This window comes from Neolewinella litorea, assembly GCF_004803465.1.
Taxonomy (GTDB): domain Bacteria; phylum Bacteroidota; class Bacteroidia; order Chitinophagales; family Saprospiraceae; genus Neolewinella; species Neolewinella litorea.
On sequence record NZ_SRSF01000017.1, the window covers coordinates 1 to 25,146 of the forward strand.

The following is a 25,146-nucleotide window of genomic DNA, read 5'->3' on the forward strand; positions in this document are numbered from 1 at the left end:
CGATCTCCACTTCGCCCAACGAGGTGCGGATGCGCTTCTTGCCACGGCCATTTTTGCGATTTGGTTCGTCTTTATCGGCTAAGTGAGCGTCCAGCTCACCGTCCAGTGCCTGCTCCAGAAAGGACTTGAGCAAAGGGGTGAAGGCTCCCCCCTCACCCAGCAGGCCTTCGCCCGCTTGTAGCTTCTTAATCGCCTCCTCGCGGAAGGCTTCCATATCGAATTCTTCGTTTTCCATGGTGCTTGTAGTGTGTTACGAAAGTTATTGGTTCTTATCGTGACACACTTTTTGAAACGGTTTCAGGGAAAGCAACCGGGGAAAGAGAGTGGCGACGGCGAAGAGCGGTAAGCTAAGTTGTTTCAACTGACCTGGATACTCCCGTATTTTTACCTACGGGTTCAGACTCTAAATATTCGGCCATACGCTTTAAGTTAACCGACCAGGGTACCGTCCCCCCGCCGTCCCGCCACTGCTGGTAGCAGCCAAGAATCCAGTCTGCGGGCGATTTCCGGGTGGCGAAGGTGCGACCGGTATGGGTCCCCTCTATTATTTCGGTCAGCTCAGGGTCGGTTGGGCCATTGACCAGCGCCAGGATCGGTCGGCCGGCAGCCAGGTAATCGTATAATTTGGCGGTGAGCACCCCGTAGTAGTTCTCCGCCGACCAGTTTAGCAGCAGCAGCAACTGCGCCTCCTCCTGCATTTTTTGCGCGGACGCAGGTGCAATGTAGGAGCGCGTATTGCAATTGATGCTGGGATGCAGGCTTGCGGTCCACTCGGCCCAGAGGGTGTCATCCTTACCTCGATAGATCAGCTCAATATCTCCAGGATCGACGGAACCGGCAGTTACCAGGGTATTTAGGGCCCTGACTAGCGATTCAATCGACTGCAAATCCGGATACAGACTACCGGTGTAGACAATGGTGAAGCGATCGGTGTGGGGGGAAGTGGTGGCCGGGGGAAGGGCGATAAGCCGATTGCGGCGAACGGTTGCGCCGGGGTGCAGATCGCGCAAGTGCTGGACCTGTCCTTCGGAAACGCCCCATACTTCATCGGCACTCGCAATGATCCGCCGGGCCCACCAGCGTTGCAGGCGAGGCCACCAAACGTCCTGGCGGACGGGGTCCGCGTGTAGGTCGCGAAAATCGGCGATCCAGTGGAGATGGGGGAATCGGTTCTTCAACCGGCGGGCCACCAGATGGTCTGACCAGGGCCGGAAGGAAGAAAAGAGCGTTGTGATTCCTTCCTGCCCGATGAGGCGTACGGCCTCCCGGTAAGCGGCACGGCGGTATAGGGGTCCACCGTCTTCAGTAAGGTAGAGGAAGGGAAAGGACTGGCGGAGACTCAGCAGCGGGCCGGACAATTTCCGCCGGTAGCTACCGTAGGGAAGGGTTCCGGCGGGTCCTTTACCGCCCACTAGCGTCCGCAGGTCTCGGGCGGGCAGGGCGGTGACCCGCATCCCCGGAAGATCTTCGCCGTCAAATTTCCGATCGCCCCGAATAACGAACACCTCTTTGTAGTGATTGCGGGCCCAGGTGGCTAATTGGCCCAGACGGCGGCCGGCGACGGCGGGTCGGGGCGGAAAGTAGTTAGTGAGGAAGAGGATCTTTTCCGCCGGCACGGGAGTACTTAAAGTGTTTGACAAAAGTAAATTCAATTGTACCGCTTATTCACTGGCTGCGCGACAAATATCGGCACTTCCGGAAACGCCCGGTATACGAGATCTGAGTCAGGCTGGATGATAACCCAGGCCGTAAGCAGCAAAATCTTGAGGTCTACCCAGAAGGACTGATTGGCCTGGTACCACTGCTCTACCATGCCCTTGTGTGGATAAATAACGTCGCGGTAGTAAGCCCAGGTGTCGCCACCCTGGTCGCGAACCTGTGTGATCAGTTGTTCCTCATCCCGAAACACAATGCTTCCGATGCCGGTGATCCCCGGCTTTACGTTGTAGATGACCGCCCGAACCGGCTCCGGATACTGGTCAAAACTCTTTTGCATCACGGGACGAGGCCCCACGAAACTCATATCGCCAAACAGCACGTTCAGCAACTGGGGCAATTCGTTGATTTTAGACTTCCGCAAAAACCCGCCTATTGGCGTGATCCGTGGGTCCCTGGAAGTCGTGATGATTCCACCCTTCATGTTCGGACTGTCCTTCAACATCGTCGCGAACTTGTAGATCTTGAACAGCCGGTTGCGGTACCCTACCCTCTCCTGGAGATAAAAGATGTAGCCTTCCCCCGTTAACTTCAGTCCGATCACGATCGGAATCAGTAAGGGACTGAGTAATAGCAGTGCTAACAGCGCAAACAGGAAATCGAAAAATCGCTTGATAAGTCGGTACATGCCTACATTTTCTGATCGAGGGAGCGACCGGTTTCGATGTGCTCAAAGTTAGGCACGAAGTCTGCAATCAGTTTCACGATCGCCGCCTTGTCAATCTCCATATCCTGAAACAGCGCCTCCAGCTTAGCAAACATCACGACGATGTCTCCGGATGACTTGCGCGGTGCATTACAAATTACCCCGAGTTGCTCGAAGCGGTCGCGGTCGATTTCCTCCCCTTCCGTGAAGAATTCTTCGAATTGCTTTTCACCGGAGGTATTGCTGGAAAAGAAGTACACCGGGTATGAATTGCTGTCGGGGGTCAACTCCGCAGCCCGACGTTTAGCTTCCCCTTCGGTAGCACACAGAGTGGGTGTATAGTTTCCGTACTCCCGTAAAAAGTCTTCCGCGATGCTGGAGAAGGTCCGCATTTGCTCTTTCCTCAGGTTCGGGAAAATGATCTCGCCGCTCTTACCCAGAATACAAGCCAGCAGACAAAGCTGGCCGGATTCTTCGGGAGATACGAAGTATCGCTTTACATCACTCGGAGAGCTCAACGGCTGCTCCTTCATCATCCGTTCCATAAAGCCGAACAGGAGACTGCCGTTGGAGAAGGCTACGTTGGCAAAGCGGGCCGTGGTGATCTTCAGCCGGTCGGAATAAGCCAGAATGACTTCCTCCATCATCTTCTTACTTGCGCCCATTACGTTGACCGGGTTGGCCGCCTTGTCCGTAGATACGCAAAAGAAGTGCTTGGGCGGGTAGGCCAGAAGCAGTTCCAGTAGGTGACGTGCCTTGAGCACGTTGTTGTCGATCATTGCCTCAATGGAGTAATGATCCTTCTCGCTGCGGACGTGCTTGTGCGCCGCGAAGTTGGCCACGATATCAAAGGGGCCTTCGTTAGCCATTATCTTGGCAAAGACCGGGTCGCCAAAATTAATGGGGTAGGGTTTGTAGTCATCCGGTACGTTCAGGTTGGCGGCGGAGCGCAGGTCCCGGGTCAATTCCGTAAGGCCATTCTCATTGGTATCGACCACGTAGAGCCGAGCCGGCTTAAACCGCAGTAGGGCCCGAATGAAGGAAGATCCTATCGTACCGGCACCTCCGATAACGAGGGCCGATTTACCGTCAATTTCTCGGGCAAGGTCCTGGTGGTACTTCGCCAGATCAGCCGCAAAAAGGCTCTCTTCGCGCTCGGTGACGTACTGCTTGATGAATCGGTTGAGGCTAAAATGCTTCATGCTGGCTGGGGATACTAGTTAATTCCGGTAAAATTCCTTGATGGTGTCAACGACTTCCTGCAACTGGCCGTCCGTAAGTCCGCTCGAACTGGGGATGCTGATGGCCGTCGCGTGTACCTGAGCCGCATGATCGGATTGGGTATAATAGGGCAGTGACCGGTACATGGGCAACTGGTTCATCGGGGTCCAGAACGGACGGGATTGCACCCCACGCTTGTTCAAATAATTGAGCAATTCGCGCATCCGCCGCGTCCGGAAAGTGAACAGCCAGCAGTTGGGATCAACGCCTTCGGTTACCCGCTGAAAGCTTATGTCCCCTACCCCGTCAAGTCGTTTGCGGTAAAACGCATCCATGTGTTTCTTACGCTCGATTAGCCCGGGTAATTGCTCCATCTGGGCTAGTCCGATGGCAGCTAAAACATTGACCAGTCGGTAATTATAGCCTACTTCATCGTGGAAATAGTCCATCGGGTCCGTCTTCGCCGTTGTGGTGAGGTGCTTTGCGTGAGCGGCCAGCTTTTCGTCCTGGGTAAGAATCATACCGCCACCCCCGGTAGTGATGATCTTGTTGCCATTGAAACTGCTGGTACCAAAGATCCCGAAGGTACCGGCGTGTCGACCCCGAAACGTTGACCCCAGGGCTTCCGTGCTGTCCTCGATCACCGGCAAGTGGTACCGATCCGCCAGCGCAGCAAGCCTGTCCATATCACACATATTACCCAACACGTGTACGGGCATAATGGCGGCAATACGCCGGTCATCTTTTTTAAGGTAGCAAGCCGTGTCCCTTAGGTAAGTATCCACTTCCAAAAAGCGCTGCAGCAAATCCAGATCCATTTGCCAATCCTCCGGATCAATATCCAGTAACAGCGGCTCGGCCTTCGTGTAGGAGATCGCGTTCAGGGTAGCGACAAACGTCAGGTTAGGTGCGATCACGTAATCACCGCTACCAATCCCCAGCAAATTCATGGCGGTGTGCAGTCCGGCGGTGCCGTTCATACAGGATATGGCGTACAGGCTGCCCGTAAATTCGGCGATCGCATTTTCAAACTTCCCTACATACGCTCCGGCGGTGGATACCCACCCCGTATCCAGGCATTCTTTAACGTAGTTCCATTCGTTGCCGGCGAGGTGGGGGATGGAGAGTGGGATCATAGGGGCAGTGGATTAGGGCCAAGGAGATAAAGGCCGGGGGATGGGTTAAGATCGGAGTTCTCTTGCCGGATTGCCAACTACGGTCGTACGGGGGGGAACATCTTGCAAAACTACTGCGCCGGCACCGACGGTAGACCATTCACCAATACAAACACCTTGCTTGACCACGGCATTGGCACCAATAAAAGCTCCCTCTTCAACCCTCACGTTGCCGGCTAATATCGCGCCCGGTGCAATGTGAGCGTAGGATCCGACAAAGCATTCATGCTCAACAGTACAGGATGTATTCAGGATAACGCCAGTCGCGATTTCGGCCAGGGCATTGACCGTAACCGAGGGGGCCAGTAATACGCCAGCCGCTACCGAGGTCAAAGATGATACTGCGGCGGAGGGGTGGAGCGCTGGTGCTGCCAACTTGCAGCCACAGGTCAGAAGCCGCTCCGTTACTTTCCTGCGAATGTTATTGTTGCCGATGGCTACGAAGAGTTCCGTGTTGTCGGATAATGACTGCAAGGTAGCAATTGTATCCTGGCCTAGATATTCCAAATCAAAAGGATCAAGCGCTTTCCTTTCTTGCTCAAAGTAGCCGTAGACCTCCCTCCCCGAAGCTAAGAGAACGTCGGCGACAACCAAAGCATGGCCAGAATAGCCGATGAGGATGAGGGTCTTAATTTACCAGTAGTTTACTAAATCAACATAGATTGTGCAGGCTATCTTTCCAAAGCAAGGTGATCCTTGATTATTCTCGCTCGTTCATAATGCCCGCATTCTGTAGTAATCCCCTATAGCGCTTTAACAATTCCGCATGAATCATCTTGCGGTCGAACTTCCCGGCAACTTCCTGCCGAAGCGCTGAAGCCATTTTTCTACTCTTCTCCGGATGATCCAGTGCATACTCTAAAGTATCTAAGAGGGCCAGCGCATTACCGACCGGAAATGTATAGCCAGTGCGTCCGTTATCGACGATGTCAATGTTGCCGGGTATACTTGAACAAACAATAGGCAACTCCATTGCGCCCGCTTGCAAAAGGACGTTTGGAAATCCTTCGCGGTGGGAGGGGAAAATTAGCATATCCGCTATCATCATGATTGCGGGTACTTCATCCGACCAGGGGATGTGAACGATTTCCGGTGTATTTTCAATAATGGCACGCGTTTCTGATGGAAGGATTTCCTCGACGCGTTCTTCTTCAATCGGCCCAACCAGCAGCAGCCTCACTTCAGGACGATTGGCAAGCAGGGGCAAAAACATCCGAACCAGTTCGGGAATACCTTTATCCTGGACGGCGCGGCCGACGAACAACAGGTATGTTGCATCCGACGAGTAGGAAATAGCTTTACGGACCGCTCCTATTTGGAATTCCGATACCGCCGCAGGAGAGAATTGCTCGAGATCTACTCCGTTCGAAGATCCGTGCGCTACAATGTCTAGTTTTCGTTCCGGAAAAAGCCTTAATCTTCGCGCATCACTAAGTAGGCTTGGTCCATTGGGCCAAATGTGGTGAGCTGCGTACCCGGTAACTTTTTCCGCGAGCCAGAGCAACATGCGAGTGCCTCCCCGGGCTGTCACCAGTGGAAGACCTCCAAGGGTATGGATGCGAATGGGTACGCCCGTCAATCGGCCGGCTAGCATACCAATCAGCCCGGCTTTCGGAGTGTGTGTGTGAACGATATCCGGTCGAAGTTGGCGCATTAGGATGATCAACCTCCAAATAGCCAGCACGTCTTGCCACGGGCTGATCCGACGGGTTAACGGAGCGGTGTAATGCGGCCAGTCATATGGCGGTTCCGTGGACAAATTGCTGTTTGCTGAAATGCTCGCAACGTTAAACCCGTGATCCTTCATGTAACGCAACTGTCCATGCAGCAATATGCGCAAGGAAGTTTCGGAGGTAGTGATTCGCAGTAGAAAGGGCTTGCGGCTCAATGGTTTACACCTTCACGTGTTGCCTTTGACTGCTCAATACCCGGGCAAGTGCTTGTTCATATTCCAATGCTAACTTTTCACGGTCGAAATGGGTACGGGCGTGGGCATACCCCGAAGCTCCCATTACAGCTCGTTCTTCCTCGGTTGTTCTAAATATTTCGCGGATTTTTCGAGCAATATCATCAATGTTTTCCGGTTCGGCATATACTCCGCAACCAGCTGTTTCCACCAGTTCGCGAGATACTCCATCGATCAGGAGAAGTACGGGCCGACGACAAGACATATAGTCAAAGGTCTTATTGGAATAAATGGTCTTGAACGTATCCACCCGTTTAAGAACCGAGGCACCGAATTCAGACGCCGCGATGTATCGAAAAACCTCACTTTTCGGGACAGGATCAATAAATTCCACATTTTTAAGCCCCCGTCGGCTCACCTCTTTGCGCAGGTTAGGCTTTTCCATTCCATCGCCGATCAGGACGAAGTGTACCGGTATATCAGCGACGATCTCGGCCGCTTCAATCAACTGGATCAAGTGGTTGGCAACTCCGTGTGCTCCTACGTAGGTAATAACGAATCGGCCCTCCCATCCCCGCTTCCGACGGAAATCCATCCGATCAAAGTCGGACAAAACATTTTCCGCAAGGGAAAAATCCGCTGCATTTGGAATGAAAATCACTTTTTCGGCCGGCACGCCTTTCTTATTCAGCAGGGTTGTCCGAAAAGCAGGCGTAAGAACGTTGATCAAACTTGCCTTGCGATACATCAGAGCTTCGAACCAGTAGGCAAGACGTATAATTACTTCATTGCGCAATACTCCCGTATCGATGGCGGATTCGGGCCATAGGTCCCGCACTTCAAAAACAAAAGGTTTTCGCCGTATCAATGACAGCAGCAATGCCGTGATGCCAACGAATAGTGGCGGAGACGTTACTAAAATTATGTCATAGTCCTTCTTCACTTTAAACAGCCCACCGTAAAGCGAAGATAAAACGAAAGAGAAGTAACCCCACAGACGCCCTAGAAAGCCCCGGTTGTAAGCCTCGGAGACGTGACAGCGAAGTACGGAAACTGAATTATGAACTTTATGGACATAATATTTACCTCGGTATTCCGGTCTCTTTTCGTGGGCATTAGCGTGCATCATCCCCGCAAGTACCTCGATATCGTGCCCCCGTTCAGCCCAAACCCGGGTCATTTCATTGAAGCGCGATCCCCCTCCGTCATCTTCTTCGAGAAAATACTGGTGAATCAATAAAATTTTCATCTGGGCCGTATTTCTGTAGTAATTTCATTCTTCCACGAAGAAAAGCGCCACACTTCCGTCGCTATCTTTTTCCCATAATATCCAGAATAATGGCCGGTTAACTTTTCGCACTCTAGCACATTACCATCACCGTCTCGAGCCACCATTACAAAATGATCAGAAAAAGTAGGCCCCGGGTTCCAGTATTGGTGAATAGGCAAGCCGGTCATGTGATCGACGTTATCTTGAATAATCCAGTACCGGCCTTTCGGGTCATGGGTGACTTTCCGGGTGTGTGTGATATTAGGACCTAGTTCGGAAAATGCTTCGATCTCCCCCCTGAACTGTAGAGTACCATCCTCTTGCCACAGGTCTCTAGCCCGGGCTTGGGACCAGTGAAACCAAATAAAGCGGGGACCTTTTTTCATTTGATCATATTCCCCTAACGTAACGGTGTTGTGGGAAGTGGTGCCATTGAAGTAACGCACCAGTTCTGGTTCTGCATTATAACGATAGGTTCCTGCGTCCCGCATAATGTTTTCACCGCGATACCAAATATCTATGTGAAGGTTGTCTGCGTGTGAGGGACGGTCACGGTAGCTACCGCATTTCAGAAAGGTAAGATCATTCGGTGACGACCGCATCAAATAATACCCGCCCTCGGGAAATTCGGTGAGCATTGGTCGATCATCTACCATGTCTGGCGGAGAAGCGCTCCCTTTCAAGCCGTACCAAGTGATCGCTTCCGCAGCGGCAGCGGCATATCGACTATATACACTCAGGGTCGCGTCTTCCTTCCTTCCCGAATCTAGAAGTACCGCGGCCAATGCACCCAACTCTGGACGGTAGTCTCTATAATCTGAATCGGTAAAGGGGAAAAACAGGGCGCCGTCGTTAGCGCCATAATTCGGTAAATGGCCGTTTTCATCAATCGTACAAGCTGATAAATATTGTAGCGTAGCAGTAGCCTTACGGTATACTATCTCCGGCCAAGGTTCACCGTGTAGGTTTGCGAGTCGAATACCCCACGTGAGCAACTGGGCCGTTACTCGATGGTAATTATGAGAAAATTGCAGGAAGGTACCATCTGCATAGATTTGGTACTCCACTTCTTTCACGAACCATTTCGCCCCCGCTTTTTGCCATTTTTTTGCTTCCGGAAAGAACGGAAATAACCACCCACTTAAGGCCAGCATCAGGGTTTCCGTCAAGGCGTGGTTATTCCGGACCGCGATCCGGGAAAAATGGATGTTGCCGTAAACATGGTGAATTTGCCAGTAAATGGCGTGCATGATCCGGGAAAACCGATCTTCGGTGAGTGCAGTTGCATCCCGGTAATAGTATAGTGCAAACGTCCAGTTCAGTACCCGCAGGGATATTTCCTGGCTGCACCGCCAATTTGGCCCACGGTTAATGGGGTTTCGGTCAATCCAGTCAATTATTTCACTAATAACGGATTCGCTTCGATCTTCCCCAGTGTGGGAATTCAGGCGAATGATGGGTATGAGATGGGCAAATCGTGACTTTTCCCATACGTACTTGATGTCGCCCTTTTCGGGGTCGTAATCCGGAATTTGTGTCCAGTGCCGATCCTCATATCGGTATCCCGTTGTCGGATTAGTCCACCAGTCGTAGTCCATACCCAGGTTTTTCCATTCAGCGGAAAAGAACCGAAACTCGCCTTTTTCCAATCGCCCGACGTAATTCTCTAAATCGGTAGTCGATCGCCGATTGAACTGAAGCTCGGCATTTGATTGAAAAAAAAATGCTGGTGGGTCACGGCGCCATTCAGCGAGGGAAATAAAAGTCCGTGAAGGTGGGTTGACGGGGAAGCGGCGGCGAAGCCATCCACTTCGCCGGCTGGTTTCGTACCACAGGCGATAACCCACGTAGCGGGGACCCATGTTGCGGGCGAGATTTACCGCATTGCGAACTTTTCCGATCATAACGGAACGCTGACCCAGCTCTTCGTTTTCAAGGATTCAACAATGGCCAAGGCTGCCCGGCTGACGTTGATGATTTCTGAATATGGAATTAATTCGATGTTATCTTCTCGCACCCCCTTGACTAAACGTTCGAATTGCGTGCGGTGCCCCTTGTCCAAGCGGGTGGATAATTTGCTAAATCCCTGCACGCCGTATGCGCGGGTCTTGCGAAAGTTGTCCATTATAATGGTTCCACCACGACTGTATACCTCAAGTCGCTCCTTGGAGTATGACTTATCACCGTTGGCAAAATAGTTGATTACTCCCTGGTCACCGTTTGCGAAGCGTAACAGAATACTTGCATTGTCGGTATTGTCCTCGGCGTGCTGTCCGAGGGATGAGGCACATACCTCTACTACCAAACTGCCGCTGAGAAAGACCAATAGGTCAATGAAATGGCAAGCTTCACCGATCAGTCGTCCGCCCCCTACCTGCATATCGTGTACCCATACTTCTGGAGGGATCGCGCCGGCGTTCATCGTGGCGATCATGTTTTTTGGTGCAGCCGGGTCAAGCATTGCCTTGATCTTTTCGGTATGGGGGCTAAATCGTCGGTTAAAACCAACCATGAGCCCGCCGGGAGAAGATTCATAAGCCGCCATGACTTTTTCCAGCCCTTCCTGGTCTATGGCCAAGGGCTTTTCGACAAATGCGTGCTTCCCGGCCCCAAGAACCTCCGCAATCATGGGCGCATGCAGGTGATGCCGGGTTGTAATCAATACGCACCCCAATTTTGGATCGTCAAGCAACTCCCGGTAGTCTGTAGTACTACGTTTTATTCCGTGCTTTTTTGCCAACGCCGTAGCATTGACGCCCCCCGCGCCAGCAATAAATGCAAGATCAGCATTGGTTTTGTCAAGGGCCGGTAGGAGCGTCATCTTAGTAAAGTTTCCAGCGCCAATGATGCCAATCTCGGCGCCGCCTGCCCCTCCCTTAGAAGGTGTAGGGTTTACAACTACGCTACGCTCTACACTCACTCCTTCGGGATACTCCAAAATTGATGCAATGGAGTTGGACGTGCCAATATCATCGTAGATCCGGCGATATTCGGCCAAGGGTACTCTTTCAGTTATCAGTGACTTGACATCAAGTCGACCAAGTTCCATGGCTTCCAGTATGGCCTGAAAGTTTCGCTGTTCTGTCCAGCGAACAAAACCGACGGGATAATCCGTTCCTTTTTCTTCGTATTCCGGGTCATACCGCCCCGGACCGTAGGAACAGGAAACTTGAAAACTTAACTCCTTCTCGTAGAATTCAGCCCGGTTTAGTTTTAGTCCTACCACACCCACGAGTACGATGCGGCCGCGCTTACGACACATTTGCGCCGCCTGGGAAACGATGGCGTCCGTCTTTGCCGAGGCCGTTATAATTACTCCGTCAACTCCTACCCCTCCTGTTAATTGAACGGCGGCAGCGGCGAGATCGGCTGTGCTGGGGCTCAAGGTGATTACTCCTTTTTCCCGCGCCAGCCGCAACTTATCCTCGTCCAGATCAAGACCGATTACCCGGCATCCATTTGCCAGCAAAAGTTCAGCGGTTATCAGGCCGATTAAACCCAATCCGAAGACAACGACGGTTTCTCCCATGGTGGGATTCAACAGGCGAATTCCTTGCAGACCGATCGCGCTGACAACGGTGAAGGCCGCTTCCTCATCACTCACCCCATCGGGAACCCGAGCAACTAAATTTTGGGGTACGGACACAAATTCTGCGTGAGGACCATTGGATACGACACGATCCCCTACCTGCAACCCTCTTACGTCTGAACCGACGGCCTCTACCACGCCGGCATTGCAATATCCAAGTGGCAATGGTTGTCCTAGCTTATTAAAAACAGTTTCCAAGGTGGGCAATAGGCCTTCCGCCCGGATCTTATCCAGCACCATCTTCACTTTTTCCGGCTGTTGACGTGCTTTTGCCATCAAACCTGCCTTCCCAAATTCCACTAACATGCGCTCCGTCCCCAAAGAAACGAGCGAACGGCGTGTGCGGATTAAGACCTGCCCGCTTCCGGGGCGAGGCACCGGGACTTCTTCCAAGATTGTTTCTCCCGACCTAAGATTTTGAATGAGTTGCTTCATGAAGTTGTTTGGAGCCTTATAATATTGGAAGTCTGCACTATAGCAGTCAATGAATTGTGCGACCGCCGACCCTATTCGTGTCCGTACAGCGTCCAAAGGCGCTTAGCGATCCGCTCCGCGGCATGGCCGTCCCAAAGCGGAGGAATTGTACCTACTTTGGCGTTGCCGAGCAGAATATCATCCAACTGCGTTCGGACCGTAGCTGGGTTAAGATCGGCCATCAAGAAGTTTGTCCCCAGCTCTACCGTAACCGGCCGCTCGGTCGTATCACGGAATGTCATACAGGGCACTTGGAGGAAAGTCGTCTCTTCCTGGATTCCCCCAGAATCAGTCACAATCACCGCAGCGTTGTCCATAAGCTTCAGAAACTGCAGATAGCCCTGGGGTTCGGTGAGTACTAGGCCGGGAACCGACCTAAGTTCTTCCATCAGGCCGAAGCTCTTAAAGTTGTTGGCCGTACGAGGATGGATCGGGAAAACCACCTTCATATGACGTGTTGCATCCCGGATGATCTGCAGAATATCCCGCAGCCCAGACTCCTCATCGACATTATGCGGACGATGCATTGTCATAAGGATATATTCCTTAGGAGTTGTTCCTAAATCATTTAAGATATCATCCTTAGCTGCCTGCTCCCTAAAATGGACTAACGAATCGATCATCACGTTTCCTACGTAGGAAACCTTTGAGTCAGCCACTCCTTCCTTCGCCAGATTAACGAGCCCGCTATGCTCTGTCACAAATAAATGATCACTGATTGTGTCCGTTACCATGCGGTTTACTTCCTCGGGCATCGTTCGGTCCCCTGAACGCAAACCGGCTTCTACATGCACCGTGGGGATGCCCATCTTGACCGACACCAGACTACAGGCAACAGTAGCGTTTACATCTCCGACCACCAAAACGACGTCTGGCCGCTCTTCGGTTAGAATCTCCTCAAATTTCAACATAACGTGGGCCGTCTGCCAGGTATGACTCCCCCCCCCAACTCCCAAATGAAAGTCTGGCTGAGGCATCCCGAGCTGATTAAAAAAGATGTCGGACATCTTGGCATCGTAGTGCTGGCCGGTATGTAAAATTTTGGAGGTTATATTGGGATGAGCCGTAAATGCTCGGTGTAAAGGTGCCACTTTCATAAAATTGGGGCGGGCACCTACGATGGAGAGGATATTCATTGGGGTTTAGTAGTTTGGCCTTTTTTTCGTAATATTTCACTGAGAAAAGTAAACGTTTGTTCGCTACATTCTCTCCAAGTATATGCTTGTGCGTATCGATAGGCCCTTTCTGATAACACCATTCGTTCCGAAGCATTCTCCAATAAATATTTAATTGCAGACGCTATATCGTTTATATCAAGAGGATCAAAATAGTGACCTCCGTCTTTTAAAACTTCCGGCATTGGGCCATAAGAAGAAGAGGCAATTGGCAAACCGGCTGACATCGCCTCAACTAAAACATTTGGCATATTCTCGCATGAACTTGCAAAAATAAATAGATCAGTATTATGATATATATCTTCAATTTCTTCGTATGGAACGGCCCCTAAGTACTCAACAAAATCTTCTCTCCCTACAGTTGCCTGAGCAAGTCGTTTTACTACATCATTGATTACAGGACCAACAAGTTTTAAGGTGACCGGATAGCCTGCTGCCCTCAACTGAGCTACTGCTTCAACTACATTCCATTGGTGTTTATAATAATTTACAATGGAAACATACGTCAAAGTGAATGTACCCGAGACACTTAATTTATCCTCAATTGAGAGTTGGGTTCTAGGCACTTTCTTGAATTTCATGCTAGCGCCTAGTGGAATTACCCTGGATGGAAGATTTGTTAAGGCAGGAAGCAACGTACAGATGTACTCTTTGGCATAATCAGATATGAAAATATTGCCAGTCGCCCGTAGAAGTGATCTGGATTGGAGAAAATGTAAGAATTGATAGCGCCACCTAAGTGGACCCCAGGGAAATCTATTGCGCTCCTTTTTCTCAAACACCAACATATTTTGGGACATAGAGACATAAGGTAGGTCGATTGGAGGTACCGTACCACCAGGGCAGAAAATAATATCGCAAGCGGAATCAGTGATTGCTTTTTTAAGCGCACCTTTCTGAATTAAGAAATTACTTATTGGGTTGGAGCCTCGTGGTAGAATCACAACATCAACGTCTTCATTTAGGATTTTCTCACCGATATCAATTAGCGAGGTAAATAGGACGACCCTATCAAATCCAAATTGACGTACGTTTATTTTACTATTAACCAACTCGAGTAAGTGCTTCAATCCACCTCCAGCTCGTATGTTTAGTCCATCAATGCCGAGAATGTATCCGATAACAAGGTTATTTTATAAGGGGCAATAGACTAAGTCTTTTCCCCCCGAAAAGAATTATCAAACAAAGGAAAATAAAAATAATTGAAAACACATTTCCTATATTAAAAAATAGATAGTTTTCCCCATAAGACCTGATAAAGCCGAAAACAATAAAAAACAACCATATTTTGTCGTAGTCTTTGGAAGCTACTAATATTAGTTTAAATATTTTAACTATAATTTTAATTACAAATAATAGTACAACCAGACTAATTAATAACCCCGTTTCGATCAGTGTTCCGAGATACCCATTGTGCACATGTACAGAGGCTCCGGGCGTTAGTTCTAAGCGCCCTTCATAATATTTGGTCTTTAATCCAAAACCCTCTAGAGGCCTTTCTTTAAATAGCTGCCAACCCGCAATCAAAAGATCTGTCCTTTCTTTTTGAGCGCTCTCTATTGCTTGATCAAGATTAGTGGCATATAGCTCTTTTTTTAGCATCTTTTCTTCAACAAGGTTGTAAAGCGGCTGCTGGAAAGCGAGCACTGCAACAAGTGCAATTATGTATAGGAAACTATATTTTGGCCTAGCCCTACTGATGAGGTATAGGCCCACGGTCCCCACCCCGAATGCCAACGAACTTCGTGAGTCAGACGCCAGCAAAATAAACATAGATGCGCAAGCCACAATGACCATCCTAAAGCGTTGCTTTATGCTCATTGCAGATATTAGTGTTGCGGCGGCAAAGAGTCCTAGTGAGTTTTTAGTAGGCAAGCTCCGGTTTAAATGGGGAAATAAAATTATATACAGTAAAACAGTTGCCAGGAGCAGAATATATGGGATATTCCTTAGTATATAGTTCAGTTGGTTCTGGGTCATCTTACTAATAATTTTCACTAATGCGATAATGAACATCAGCCATAGCGCCCAGTATATACCGGTATTAGCTGCTTCTATCGAAAGCGTAATATTAAGTAGTAATAACGGTGTCAAAAATAAGATAAACGCTGATACCTTATTGTGTAGTTGCAGTGAAAAAGTTCGCCAAAAAAGATAATTGATGGTCAATATGAACAAGCTCAAAAAGGCCACGTTCGGAATACCTAAAAAGGATGCGCCCAGGTTAAGGACAGTAAATGCAACTGCAATAAAATACAAAATAGTTGTAACCGGATAATGAATAGCCTTACGCATTTAGCTTAATTGTAAAGTGGTTCAAAAAGTTATCCGCCATCTGCTCCGGTGTGTAACCAGCGGATTTAACCGTCGCTTGAATTTCTTTTTTACTATATTGATTACTATTTTTTAACCTAACATACCAAATAGATAGTTCTTCCGACAAAGCTTCGGCTGACATGCCTTCAAAGAATGACCCATTAACACCGGATTGCAAGATCGCTACTTCTGGGCTATGGATATCCTCGTTCGTTGTTATCACGGGCAAGCCGTATGATAATGCATGTACAATGGATAGCCCTACTTTCCCCGGCAACGCAAAAATCTCGCTTTTTTTGAATATCGGGATAACATCCTTGTCATAAAGCGCGCCGTGAAAGTGAACTTTATCTTCCACGCCAAGCCTGGAAGCGAGTCTCTTGTTTTCAGCAAGCGTTTCACCATCTCCCACAACGTTTAAAATACACGGTATTCCCTTTTGTGTTAACAGACTAACAGCTTTTATTACCAGATCACATCGTTTTGGTTGGGTTAGCCGTCCTGAAAACAGCAGCATAAATATAGGCGAATCGAAATTTCCCGACGGTATAGACTCATGAAACCCATAATCCTGATCGGAAATGGAGTTTTTTAGTACCGTTATCGGTTTAGAAAAATTAGCTATTGCGTTCTGTATGATTGATTTTCCCTCATCCTCATAGATTAGGACAGAATTAGATAAAGCGATAAGATATTTTTTTAAGCCCCCCTCATTTCTCTTTAGACCTTGTGTCCACCAGTGTACCTGGATTTTAGAAAAAAACCTGAAATACACAAAAGCTAAAATTGAAGATAGGACATGTAAGTCAGGTCCTCCAAAAACGATGTGGGATGGCTTAAGAGTAAAAATCGATCGGAAAAGTCCAAATTGAAAGTAAAATGTGTGCCCAAATATTTTAAACCACTTGTTTACTAAATTATCTTTTATTTTCTCTTGATCAGGTGCAAAAACTTTAATGGCGTTTGAGCTCCCAGCAGTTATATAAACATCTAGCGTTTGATTTCTTACAAGAAGATCGAAAAAGGATTTTCGATAGTGAGGAAGAATCAATTGCACTATAAGAACTTTATCCATTAGCCACCAAAGTGATTGAACCAAAGCTTGGTATTAAGAATTTTGAACAAAATCCGTTCGTGATTAGCACTATTGCTCTGGTGCTCATTTATCATACAAATTAATTGATCATTGTTAAAAATATCAGGGTGATCAGATTGGCGAGATAATACCACATCAACTGCTTCTGTTCCTTTAGCAAAAACTTGCTTTAAAGGGGACACAAAACCTAGTTTTTTGGGATTATCAAGTATTGCAGCTGGTACAGATTTTCGCATCACGTCACGATGTATTTTTTTTCCGATTGCTCCATCAACTTTAAACGATGCGGGCAGTGAAAAGACAAATTCAACAAGACGGAAGTCCAAAAAGGGTAACCGATTCTCTAAGGAATGCGCCATAGAAATAGCGTCTCCATAATGAAGGAGATTAACCAGACCGGTCTGGTGCTGCATCTTTAGCCTCCGGTTAAGACAACCAGCGGTAACGTGATTTTCATTTTTGAATTCATAAGCGTCGTGTCTGTTTAATTCATTCTGGTAAATATTTTCTAACCCGGACCATTGTCGGTATTTTTTCCTCCAGTAGGGAGGTAGGTTTTGACGCAAATACAGCATTAGGAGCTGCTTTGTTCCCCAGACAGAGCGACTAGTATTTACCTCCGCTAAAGCTTGATTAAACTTCCCCGCTCTAATCAGCCCTATAAAGTGATCAACAAATATCGAATTTACATAACCTCCTAGCAGTTCATCAGCTCCCTGGCCCTCCAGGAATACCGTTATATCCCGTTTCGCCCGCTTAGTTATATGCCATAATGGAAATATAGCTGGAGATCCATGTCCGGATTCTAAATGATAAATTATATCCGTTAGATCAGTAACATAATTTGAATAATCTAATTGGACCTCAATCGAATTCATGCCGAGCTGACGAGAAAGGGAGGCAGCAATAGGATACTCATCGAAACCGTGACCGGGAAAGCTTGCAGTATATGTATTGAACCCTACCGCCTGTTCATTATATATTTGGCAAGCTATCGAAGCAGAATCAACGCCACCGGAAAGTGTGAGCCCAACTGGCACATCACTTCTTAGTCTTAATTCAACAGCTGTTTTAAACAAATGCCGGTACTGCTCTTTGGCAGTTTCGTAGTCAATTTGCAACTCCTCTGTAGGATACTCCCAATATCTATCGAATTTGTGGCTGTCCCTACAAACAATCAAATTGTGAGCCGGTGGTAACCGGTAAACATCCTCGAACCAGGTTTCTTTCGACTGAGCTCCGATTGTCTCACGGCAGTATCTGGAAATTGCCCCATAATTGACGCGCCTAAACGCTTTAGAATCAAAGGCGATCATTGATTTAATTTCGGATGCAAACACAAAGCGGCCGTCCTTGAAAGAGTAGTTAAATGGTTTAATTCCAAATCTATCCCGGGAGCAAAAAAGTGAATCGTCGTTTGCATCGTAAATAGCAAATGCCCACATACCATTAAAGCGTTTAACGCACTCCGGTCCCCAATGTAGGTAAGCTACGAGTATAACCTCTGTGTCAGACGCTGTTCTAAATGAATGTCCAGCCTGTAATAATTCCGACTTTAACTCTTTATAATTAAATATTTCTCCATTGTATGTGATCGAAAGGTGCTCGTATTTGAAAGGTTGATTACTTTCTACATGGAGATCTATAATAGATAATCGCCGATGACCTAAACAAAGTTGATCATCCCAAAATTGGATACCCTCAGCATCAGGGCCGCGGTGGGCAATTGCATCTATAGCACGTTTAGCTGCAAAACGATCAATCCGCTTGGATGCTGATTGATTAAATACACCAAAGATTCCACACATTTATATTAGGTTAGTATTTAGAAATTTGAAACTTCAGATGAACTGGATTTTACACCTACAATAGGTTGCTAGTTTGAAAGTTTTATGTACATAGGAGCACCCTTCCAAGGCAGGTGTAACCAACATCTTTTGCCGTAGCACACTGAGGTTGATGCTTCCATTCATTTATTCAAAAATGGTAATAGTTTTGTGAATTGGTACTCACGCCGGTATTCCTCAAGTTTCTCCGGCTTAACCGTAAATGAGCTATTAACAATAGCTTCCAAAATCTTAGCGGTATTGACTTCATTGGGTATTGATATTCCAACCTCCAATGACTGGATCATATCGTTCATTTCCTGTGATGCACGAAAGCAAATAGGAATTACGCCTGCTGCAAGATAATCATAGAATTTTTGCGCCACACGTCCGCCTCCTTCACTATTTACCGGTAAATATATAAACCCAAATTTATAGTTGCTTAGTACTTTGGAAACAACATCCGGTTCTACCTTGCCTTTGTAGTTTATATACGCTGATTGATCCATGTGATCATCATATTCTCCATAGAAATCACACTGAAAGGAAATACCATGCTCAGTATGTATGTCCCTCAAAAATGTTGATACTGCAACGGTAGCTTGACCAGCTGTCGTACCCCCAGTATATATAAATGAAGTTGAACGTTCTTCAAATATACTTTCACTTAAATTGTCAAAGCCATTTCGGATAAATATAGATTTATCTTTAATACTCGGAAATAAACTCCGATTATGACTGAGATCCCAAGATGTATTGAGCACTACCAAATCCGCCACGTCGAAGTAACGCCGCTCGATGATTGGATCTACAAACCTCTTTGTTAAAGGAGGGGCATAGAGGGTATTTTTGGTCCATAAATCACGAAAATCGACTATCCATTCAATGTTAGGAAGCCATCGCTTGAGCCAAAGTCCTACTAATCCAAGACTATGTGGAGGTAGCGATGTGATGACTACTCCTGGACGGTTACCAATTTGCTGACGTAAGCTTCTCGCTACTCTCAATGACCAAAATAGCAAACGGTCCGGTGGTAAGGCACGAGTTAGAGAATTTATTAGGCTCAGTCCTTTCCACTCAGGAATCACCATTTCTTCACCTGTATCTGAAGTTGGCGTTATTAAATGAGCATTGTATCCTTGAGCAGATAGAAATTTATATAACTTATAAGGCCTAATCCCTCCAACAAATGATTTCTTGTCACGATAAGTTAAATACGAAACAATATAAATTGGTTTAGCATTCTTCATTGGCTAACTTAAATGATTGTAAAATGAGTAGGTATAGAACTATAAATCTTAAAAGGCGTGTACACCTTTAACCTTGAATTACAGTGCTGAACCTGTTTGAACCATGCATATGGTGATTAATAGGTCGTTTCACAAATTTACCCTGAAGTAGGGCTTTCTTAAAGTTGTCCTTATTTTCGAAATGGTATTATGGTAAGGTGTACTGCCATACGACATCCATATTCAAACAAGGTACTTTGGCGAGCTACCATCCGTATATTGTTGAAATAAGATTTCCTAATTAACAACTCTATTGTCGCTGTCAAACAGGTAAACAAGACTTCAATTTAGTATTTAAAACACGGAACAATCTGCCTCTTCAAAAACCGAAAGAAAGTAAAGAAACTTTAGATTACAAAGACTTCTTTAATTTTTGCGATTATTCGTTCAACCGCATTACCATCGCCATATGGGTTGTTCGCTTTGCTCATATCTTTATATAGTGAACTGGAGCACATGAGATCATTGATTCCATTTACAATAGCTTTGTGGTCGGCCCCAACTAATTTGACCGTTCCTGCATCAACTGCCTCAGGACGTTCAGTCGTACTTCTCATAACTAATACTGGTATTCCCAGTGACGGGGCCTCCTCTTGTACTCCCCCCGAGTCTGTGAGTATTGCCCAACTCAGCTTCATTGCATACACAAAATCTGGATAGTCTAATGGTTCCGTCAAATGTATATTTTTGTAATCACAAAGTCGGTCATGCACAGGTTTTTGGACATTTGGATTTAAATGTACGGGGTAGACCAAATATAAATCTGGATAGGTTTGTGCAATTTCCGCAAGAGCATTACAGATGTTTACGATTCCATCACCAAAGTTTTCTCGTCGGTGACCAGTTACGAGGAGGATTTTATGCCCACTTTGAAAAATTGTTTTTAATTCTTGATCCTTGACAGCACTTGAGAAATTGGTGACTTTTTGGCTGGAATGCCGTAATGAATCAATTACTGTATTTCCCGTCAACGAGATACAATCTGGATTAATTCCCTCATTCAAGAGATTGTTTCGATTACGTTCCGTAGGAGCAAAATGGAAATTAGCGAGGCGGCCAACCAGCACGCGATTGGCTTCCTCGGGGAATGGACTCTGCAGGTTTCCAGTACGAAGTCCGGCTTCGACATGTCCTACCTTGATTCCTGCGTAAAAGCCACTTAAAGCTCCAGCAAGACAGGTTGAAGTATCTCCATGGACTAAAATTAAATCAGGGCGATATATTTTATATAAATCTCTCAAACCGGTTAGAACCCGGGCAGTAATATCCGTTAAATCCTGACCTGGCTTCATTACATCAAGATCGAAGTCCGGAGTAATTTCGAAGAAATCAAGTACTTGATCAAGCATTTCGCGATGCTGAGCTGTAACACAAAGTCGGTGCTCAAAACTTTTAACCGTGTCCAATGCCTTTACCAACATGGCCATTTTAATGGCCTCAGGGCGGGTTCCAATAATGGTAAGTATTCGTATCATTAAATAATTCCTTTTAAAATTTCGTTCCAGACTTTATTCGCAAGATTGGAGTAATCACCATTCTGTAAGAAAAAGCGATTTGACATATCAACGCCATTTGAATAGTTGACTTCTATTAACAAATTATTTAGTGCAGTTGCGATTTCATCCGCCGATTCGGGATTCACAACATTTACGGCAAATGGAAATTTCACAGATAGAGCCTTAAACATTGGGAAGTCCGGCAAGATTTGAGGGATTCCAAATTTTGAAAATTCGTAAAGTCGATTAGGCGCAGCATAAACCTGGTTCAGGCTTGTTGGTCGATAAAGACCAATGCCGATGTCCGCATATCTAATTATTTCAAGATGCATGGGAGCGGGAAGAGACGCTATAATGTGGACTCTTTCGCTTACACCGAGTTGCAGTGCTAAAGTGTTGACTTTACCCAGTTCCGCAGGATCGGCCTTTGCTCCAGGCATAATTATGAGATGCAGTTCATTGCTAGAAAGTGTTAGACTTTCAATTATTTCTGCTAGACATCTTCTTTTGAAACTTACAAGACCTTGATACAATAATATCTTTTTGTTATCTCTCTTTAATTCATTAATTATTTCTGGCACAACCGCTGCTTCACCTAATTGCGTATTAGGAATGTTAGGTAATAACAGAGGAAGCTTCCCAAGGTTACCCAAAAAGTATGTAAGCCACAATCTATTCTCCTCAGGTATTAGACAAAAGTCTGCATCTCTACACAAATGAAGTTTAGATAGATCTAATTCATGAAATTGGTAAACTATTATACCTTTAAAGTTAATCAATTTAACAATTTGCTTCAAAAAATTAAAATCCCAGATACCTATGAATATTATATCTACCTCTCGTTTGTTTTTAAGCAGATATTTATAAAAGTGGTAATATGATCTGACTTTAGCTATTAATCTATCAATGAATATTGAAGGATAAGGTGTTTTTGAAATGTTTCGCACCTTGACACTTTCAGAAAAACTGCTTTCGTTAGAGTGATATGATAGCACCACTACCTCAGTGTTATCCTGAGCAGAAAGGTAATTCAAAAAGGTTGCGGATGGAGGAAAGTATTTTAAGTCGGTTATTGAGGGGGCGAGAATTCTTAATTTTTTCCTGTGCATCTTGTATCTACGTTTTTAGTATTTATCTTCAATTACATTCATGTGGCTTTTCTCACAATACTATTGCAACAAAGCTAGAGAAGGAATCAGCAATGATCACGTAGGATGTTGTAATCTTTGAAGGGAACAATCCTTTAGAAGGTACATCTACTTGCATAAGTAATAGGAGTTGTGACAAATGTTTAGTTAATATGATTGTCGGCACCAAATTTCCGCCTAAATTTTTAAAGTATCTTTACTTTTCCAAAAGGCGGTGTAATAAGTAAAATCGAAACTTTACTTAACAAGTATGTTCCTAATTTTCGCGCCTAGACTGAAAAAATAGATTCAATCATGTATCAAATACGCTAAATATGTCGTATCGAACGGAATTACGCAGTCTTCTTACGCTGAATTTCCGAACCATTGGTGGGGCATCATATCATTTCGCCCAAAACACTTCATGAGGAGTATGCCAATCAATTCAAGTAACTTACCAAATAAAACAAACTCTAAATCCTATTGATCATTCAAATAGGATATGTGAATTAACATAGTTGGTTAGTTTCCAGAACTACAACAAAGCGGCCTTATTTACCTTTTGTCTTCGATTCTGATATCCGTTAGAAAGGGTTTTTTATGAATTATTGCATCTATAATGTATTCGAAGTGCGGGATTTCGAATAGCTCCTTGATGTTGTCAAAGTTAAATGAACGAACATCAGTATATGTGATTTCATCAAATATTTCGAATGGTATTTGATACCTTTCAAACAATAGATGGGCATAACGCTTTGATAAAGCCATTAACTTATTCTTGTCAGGTTGTTTTGGGGAGTATGAAGAAAGCAAATTAAAGTACTCCTCTTTAGAATTTACATCAATAGTAAATCCCTTACCTCGATAATGGGTTCTAGACACGACTGCACACGGTATTCCAAGTAATGGCAATTCCATACCTGCCGTTGTTGTATGCACAAGCCCCATCGATGTTATTTCATAAATGGACCAGCTGTTAACATTTTCCTGGGGTTCAATGATAACGATATTAGCAGGTATATATTCAAAGCGTTCATTTATCAACTCACTGAATGGCTGGTTGGTACCTATGACCACCTCAGCCGGATGGATTTTTACGATTAACTGTATGTGAGGTTTATCTAAAAAGTATTCAATTGTTTCAAACACCCAATTTATAGGATTATCAAAAACGATTTCTCGTTGCGCAGAGGCCGCATCCCACAATACATTAGTAAATAGTGAAAAGACAGGTAGGAGTGGATCCAATCCAAATCTATTAAAGGTTTGTTGTTTGGATTCCTTCTCACCAAAGTTATATACTAATACATCATCTTCATGTTTAACCCGGGATGCTAAATATTTATCTATTTTTTGGTGCTGGGCTACTGTCAATTCTTCTCCTCTTACTCTTTCCCATTCTTCGCTAACATCCCACCAATCTGCAGTGGAATTCCAATTAAACTTCTCCGTCTTTTTTCTTTTGGTTTTGCTGTACGTAACTATTGGGATGTTGTGTTTATTTAATATTTCAAAAGGTGGGCCCCATGTCGAGTATATTCCATGATTTAAAATAATACGATCAGGATTTAATGACAGCAGATAGCTTCCAAGCTGAGATGTATACGCTACCGATGTTTTGATGAGATCTCTTTTTGACTCAATATTTGGCAGTGATTCAGATATTACTCCGACCCGGTAATGCTTTAAAATACTAGCATCTACTATTGATTGAAATTCAGTTACATCAACTTCAGCTTCTTTATCCACTACGTCAGAGAGATAGATCACTTTCAATCCCGCAGCGTCGAAATACCTCTTCCCAAATAAATATCCTCTAGCACTAATAATGTCCCAACGGTTTTCTTCCCCGTTTCTTTTCGCCTCCGTTATTGGCAGGCACATATCGTCCAGTACCATACTCACATTGTGACCGCGCTGGATCAACCCCCAAGCTAGAGCTATATCAATCATGATATTATGGGTGTAGTTTCCGAGCATTGACAAGAAATATATGTCAAGTTTCTTTTCGGATTGTTTCGTATTAAAAGATCCAGATATATGGCTGGCCTGTGCAATTAGAACGGATTTCCCAAGAAATGACCTTCCAAGTGATTTCCACGAATAACCTAGTTTGTGCCCCAATGTAGCTAACACCGGAAAAATATGTAATTTGATTACATCTTTCCAAGATGAATAGGCGAGTGTAATTTTTTTTGACATATGATGTAAAGATTGTAATAAAAATGATGTTGTTTAAAGGCTAATCGTAAAATACGATACCTGTAGAAAAATTGCATTATTGTCAATCAATATATTTCTCCTTCTTAGGGCTGTAAGAGGCCTTATCATATACAAATCGATAAGGCTAATAGAAGCCTAGTACAACTCACAGATTATTTTATCTAATTAACTCTGGGTATAAAGAGAATAAAAAATTGCGGGTATTTGCTTTATTGTATTCGAATTGTTGGCAGATAAAATTTCTGCCTTAACTGGTCAGCACTTTTTTTTGCATATCTAATATGGTTATGTGTTTGGGATTCTTTAGTCGTCCCTGAAAAAGATACTCAGCGGTTTGGTTTAGGCTTATATCGCTCCCAACGCCATTCTGCGCTGGTGGGCCCTCGGTAGGGTTACTCCATTTAGCCTTTCTACGCAGGTTTCAAAGAAGGCCATCGCCAGCTGGATCAGCTTCAGCATGACCATCACCGGCAGCATTTTCAGCTGATTCAGGCGCTTGACCAGGTTGAAGGCCGCTCCGGCCAGCAGGCAGTTGACGGCATCGCCTAGTTCTCCGCTCAAAAAGTTGCGCCGCATGCGGTGATCATCCTTGAGGTGACCG

At 45.7% G+C, this 25,146-nt stretch carries 18 protein-coding genes and 2 pseudogenes; all 20 read right to left on the reverse strand.

Annotated features, from left to right (window positions below; all coding sequences use genetic code 11):
- A pseudogene (locus E4021_RS17475) lies at positions 1-235 on the reverse strand (IS256 family transposase); the annotation flags it as partial.
- 112 nt (positions 236-347) lie between these two features.
- Positions 348-1,640: a glycosyltransferase family 4 protein gene (locus tag E4021_RS17480; protein WP_136460728.1), complete on the reverse strand. Its 1,293-nt coding sequence runs from the start codon at positions 1,638-1,640 to the stop codon at positions 348-350.
- Between the two features lie 8 nt (positions 1,641-1,648).
- Positions 1,649-2,344 (reverse strand): sugar transferase, encoded by a 696-nt coding sequence (locus tag E4021_RS17485; protein WP_136460730.1) that lies wholly within the window; start codon positions 2,342-2,344, stop codon positions 1,649-1,651.
- 2 nt (positions 2,345-2,346) lie between these two features.
- Positions 2,347-3,564: a polysaccharide biosynthesis protein gene (locus E4021_RS17490; RefSeq protein ID WP_136460732.1), complete on the reverse strand. Its 1,218-nt coding sequence runs from the start codon at positions 3,562-3,564 to the stop codon at positions 2,347-2,349.
- Positions 3,565-3,582: 18 nt separating this feature from the next.
- Complete coding sequence (locus tag E4021_RS17495) at positions 3,583-4,719, reverse strand: LegC family aminotransferase (protein WP_136460733.1); 1,137 nt, start codon at positions 4,717-4,719, stop codon at positions 3,583-3,585.
- A gap of 45 nt (positions 4,720-4,764) precedes the next feature.
- Complete coding sequence (locus tag E4021_RS17500) at positions 4,765-5,391, reverse strand: acetyltransferase (protein ID WP_136460735.1); 627 nt, start codon at positions 5,389-5,391, stop codon at positions 4,765-4,767.
- A 67-nt stretch (positions 5,392-5,458) separates the two neighbouring features.
- Positions 5,459-6,598 carry a glycosyltransferase family 4 protein gene (locus E4021_RS17505; protein WP_136460736.1) on the reverse strand — a complete coding sequence of 380 codons (1,140 nt, stop codon included), beginning with the start codon at positions 6,596-6,598 and terminating at the stop codon, positions 5,459-5,461.
- Between the two features lie 52 nt (positions 6,599-6,650).
- Entirely contained in the window at positions 6,651-7,913 is a 1,263-nt protein-coding gene (locus tag E4021_RS17510) for a glycosyltransferase family 4 protein (protein WP_136460738.1), read from the reverse strand.
- Positions 7,910-9,838 carry an alginate lyase family protein gene (locus E4021_RS17515; RefSeq protein ID WP_136460740.1) on the reverse strand — a complete coding sequence of 643 codons (1,929 nt, stop codon included), beginning with the start codon at positions 9,836-9,838 and terminating at the stop codon, positions 7,910-7,912. Before E4021_RS17515 ends, E4021_RS17510 begins: the two co-directional genes overlap by 4 nt.
- Entirely contained in the window at positions 9,835-11,958 is a 2,124-nt protein-coding gene (locus tag E4021_RS17520; protein WP_136460742.1) for a bi-domain-containing oxidoreductase, read from the reverse strand. Before E4021_RS17520 ends, E4021_RS17515 begins: the two co-directional genes overlap by 4 nt.
- A gap of 71 nt (positions 11,959-12,029) precedes the next feature.
- Positions 12,030-13,133, reverse strand: coding sequence for a non-hydrolyzing UDP-N-acetylglucosamine 2-epimerase (gene wecB, locus E4021_RS17525; protein ID WP_136460744.1), 1,104 nt, complete (start codon positions 13,131-13,133; stop codon positions 12,030-12,032).
- Positions 13,130-14,242: a glycosyltransferase gene (locus tag E4021_RS17530; protein ID WP_136460746.1), complete on the reverse strand. Its 1,113-nt coding sequence runs from the start codon at positions 14,240-14,242 to the stop codon at positions 13,130-13,132. Before E4021_RS17530 ends, wecB (E4021_RS17525) begins: the two co-directional genes overlap by 4 nt.
- Positions 14,243-14,300: 58 nt before the next feature.
- Positions 14,301-15,467, reverse strand: a complete 1,167-nt coding sequence (locus tag E4021_RS17535) for an O-antigen ligase family protein (protein WP_136460748.1) — start codon at positions 15,465-15,467, stop codon at positions 14,301-14,303.
- Positions 15,460-16,563 (reverse strand): glycosyltransferase, encoded by a 1,104-nt coding sequence (locus E4021_RS17540; protein WP_136460750.1) that lies wholly within the window; start codon positions 16,561-16,563, stop codon positions 15,460-15,462. Before E4021_RS17540 ends, E4021_RS17535 begins: the two co-directional genes overlap by 8 nt.
- Entirely contained in the window at positions 16,563-18,392 is a 1,830-nt protein-coding gene (asnB, locus tag E4021_RS17545) for an asparagine synthase (glutamine-hydrolyzing) (RefSeq protein WP_136460752.1), read from the reverse strand. The genes E4021_RS17540 and asnB overlap by 1 nt, the downstream gene beginning before the upstream one ends.
- A 161-nt stretch (positions 18,393-18,553) precedes the next feature.
- Complete coding sequence (locus E4021_RS17550) at positions 18,554-19,660, reverse strand: glycosyltransferase family 4 protein (RefSeq protein WP_136460754.1); 1,107 nt, start codon at positions 19,658-19,660, stop codon at positions 18,554-18,556.
- A gap of 386 nt (positions 19,661-20,046) precedes the next feature.
- Positions 20,047-21,174, reverse strand: coding sequence for a non-hydrolyzing UDP-N-acetylglucosamine 2-epimerase (wecB, locus tag E4021_RS17555; RefSeq protein ID WP_136460756.1), 1,128 nt, complete (start codon positions 21,172-21,174; stop codon positions 20,047-20,049).
- Positions 21,174-22,304, reverse strand: coding sequence for a glycosyltransferase family 4 protein (locus E4021_RS17560; RefSeq protein WP_136460758.1), 1,131 nt, complete (start codon positions 22,302-22,304; stop codon positions 21,174-21,176). Before E4021_RS17560 ends, wecB (E4021_RS17555) begins: the two co-directional genes overlap by 1 nt.
- A 573-nt stretch (positions 22,305-22,877) precedes the next feature.
- Complete coding sequence (locus E4021_RS17565) at positions 22,878-24,524, reverse strand: hypothetical protein (protein ID WP_136460760.1); 1,647 nt, start codon at positions 24,522-24,524, stop codon at positions 22,878-22,880.
- Between the two features lie 366 nt (positions 24,525-24,890).
- Positions 24,891-25,146: pseudogene (locus E4021_RS18220) on the reverse strand (hypothetical protein); the annotation flags it as partial.